Below are 2519 nucleotides of genomic sequence, written 5' to 3'. Positions count from 1 at the left end.
CGCCACCCAGAGTGCGGTCTTGAGGCATCGCACCCCGATTTCGGCCATGCCAAGACGTACCTTCGTGCACGGCGATTCGGCCGTGCCGCTGCGGGTGCTGCGCGGGCACGCCTGACTGGCGCGAAGCCATCTCGAACAGCCAGGCAGCTCTGTGCGGCACTTGCGCTCTTGTCGGCCGCCACGGGCCCGTGCATGGCGCAGGTCCAGATCGTCGGCCTGTCCGACCGTGCGCTGGGCCCCGCCGCCGCCCCGGTCTCCGCGAAGACGGCCACCGCACGGCAGGCGGACAACTTCTGCATCGTGAGCGCGGACGGCAAGGCCGTGTCGCTGGCGTTCAGCAGCGGCAACGGCGCGGCGAGTGATGGCCAGAGCTGGCTGGCCAAGAACACCGCCGGCACCGGCATGGCGTACCAGCAGTTCGTGGCCAACAGCGACGGCAGTGCCGAGGTGCAGGTGTCGCGCTCGGGCACGGCGACCTTCGTATTGGCGGCGGGCAGGACGGCGCGGGACAGCAGCGCCTGCGGCAGCGGCAACGTGACCAAGTCGATTGCGCCGACCGGCAGCGTGCCGGCGGGGGGCGGGCCGTACACGGATGTGGTGACGGTGGTGGCGTCGCCGCAATAGCCAAATAGAACATTGTTCTGCCCGGCATTCCCGGGGCAGTGCAGCGAATTCAGTCGTGGCGGCAGGTCATTGCCGGCACGCAGAGGTCTGCCCGACGGCTGCCGCAGCAGCCGCCGGGCGGATAGGGATGGGGGGAAATTCACCTCATCATTTTTTGTTCCATATGGAATTTTGGAGTAATTCACATGCGTAAATTCAAACTGGCCTTCCTGGCCCTGGCTGCTGTTTCTGGCATTGCGGCCGCCGCGACCCAAGGCACCTTGGGTGCAACGTCGACTGGATCGTTTACCAACACTTTCAATAGCAACCCGCGCCAAGTACAAGTGCTCGGTCTCCAAGATGCATTGGTGACGCCGAACTCCGGCAACGCTTATACCAAGTATGGCTTTCTGCCAGGCGCGCAGGATCAATATTGCGTCGTCGACACTGGCGGAGGCTCTGTAAAGCTCACCTTTACCTCGGCAAATGGTAAGGGAAGTTCCTCGGCAGGCAATGGGCTGCTGGCCAAGGCAGCAGACGGCAGCACGTTGGAATATGTGCTGTCGACCGGTGTACAAGGTGACGCCAATAGCGTAGTTGATACGAGCCTCGACACCACTGGTCTGACCGTGCCCGCAGCAAGCACGGTTACCGCCGCAAGTTCCTGTGGCGCGGGCGCCCTTATGAAGTCTATCGTGGTGCAAGGCGGCGCAGCCCTGCCCGTGGGCACCAAGATTTACACCGACACGGTTACCGTCGTTGCGACGCCGATCTAATTGAATCTTGCGTCTTCAAAGCTAATGCTTTAACAAAAATCCAGGCCTGGTTTTATTCAGACCTGGATTTTTAGCAAAAGATTGGCAGTTGATATTCAAACGCAAGCTAGCTCAGCAGACTCATGATAGGCATCACTGTGGGAATTTGAATAATGATCAATAAAATTTCCTTGAATTTTCTTAGAATCACATTTTTCTTTTTTGCCTCCAGTATTTTTTCTTGCTATTCATTTGCAAATTCTGAGAATAAATACGAAAAGCCCGAGACTTGGTATCTGCAGACAATCATGATGAACCTCGACGCCAAGAATCGATTCATTGGCACGCTGGTTATACACAACACTAGCAATGCGCCCATCTACGTCAAGAGCAGTGCCGAACAAGTGCTGGTTGTCGACGGCAAACGCGAGCGCCGCCCTGTGCAAAACGGCGCCTTGCAGGTCTACCCCGAAGAATTCGTCCTGGCCCCTGGCAATGCGTTCACGGCCCGCGTCGTCGCCGACCCGCACAAGATGACAGCGGATTCCCAAAGCTACTACGTCAAATTCGTCGACATCTCCAACATCCGCGCCGACGAACAGCAGCGCCGCTCCATGCAAAGCGCCTACCTTCTCGGCTTCGAAGCCCTGGTCACCGTCAACCGCCGCGCCTTCCCGCCGCTGGCCACCGACCAGTTCCAGCTGCAGCCCACCGCCAGCGGCTACACGCTCACCAACGACTCCGGCCACCACATCTACCTGGACCAAGGCGGCCTGTGCCCCGCCAGCAAGCCCGAGCTGGTGCGCTGCAAGCCCCTGCCCGAATTCCCCAAGCAGTCGATGCTGCCGGGCGAGACGGTGCCACTCTCGCTCAAGAGCCTCAGCCCCGCGCCCGGTGACCTCATCGGCGTGCTGGCGTACGACGGCCTGAACCAGGGCGACCGCGCGGCGGTACTGTACCTGCCCATGCCGCAACGGCCCCAGCCCGGCGCACGCGATGCGGCCGCAACGGCTTCTATCCCTGCAACCCCCGTGGCCCCGGCCGCCCGTCCCTGAACGCGCTGCCATGACCCGAGCCCGCCCGTCGCACGTTTCGCCCGCCCTGCCCTCGCGCCGGCTCTCGGCCTGGCTGTCGGCCGCCTGCGCGCTGACGCCGCTGTCG

General features: G+C 61.7%; 3 protein-coding genes. All 3 read left to right on the top strand.

Translation table 11 applies throughout. The features are described from left to right. The first annotated feature begins 192 nt into the window (after positions 1-192). The 3 genes from NS331_RS25020 to NS331_RS25015 all read left to right on the top strand — a co-directional run bounded on the left by NS331_RS25020 (position 193) and on the right by NS331_RS25015 (position 2413). Positions 193-624, top strand: coding sequence for a hypothetical protein (locus NS331_RS25020; RefSeq protein ID WP_058644603.1), 432 nt, complete (start codon positions 193-195; stop codon positions 622-624). 185 nt (positions 625-809) lie between these two features. Further along, positions 810-1379: a hypothetical protein gene (locus NS331_RS26470; protein WP_153013065.1), complete on the top strand. Its 570-nt coding sequence runs from the start codon at positions 810-812 to the stop codon at positions 1377-1379. Positions 1380-1531: 152 nt separating this feature from the next. Continuing rightward, on the top strand, positions 1532-2413 hold the full coding sequence (locus NS331_RS25015) for a fimbrial biogenesis chaperone (RefSeq protein WP_153013064.1): 882 nt from the start codon (positions 1532-1534) through the stop codon (positions 2411-2413). Positions 2414-2519 lie beyond the last annotated feature (106 nt).

Source organism: Pseudacidovorax intermedius (assembly GCF_001476815.1).
Taxonomy (GTDB): Bacteria; Pseudomonadota; Gammaproteobacteria; order Burkholderiales; family Burkholderiaceae_C; genus Xenophilus; species Xenophilus intermedius_A.
Note: the sequence above shows the minus strand (reverse complement) of the source record. Positions and strands in the feature narration are given on the sequence as shown.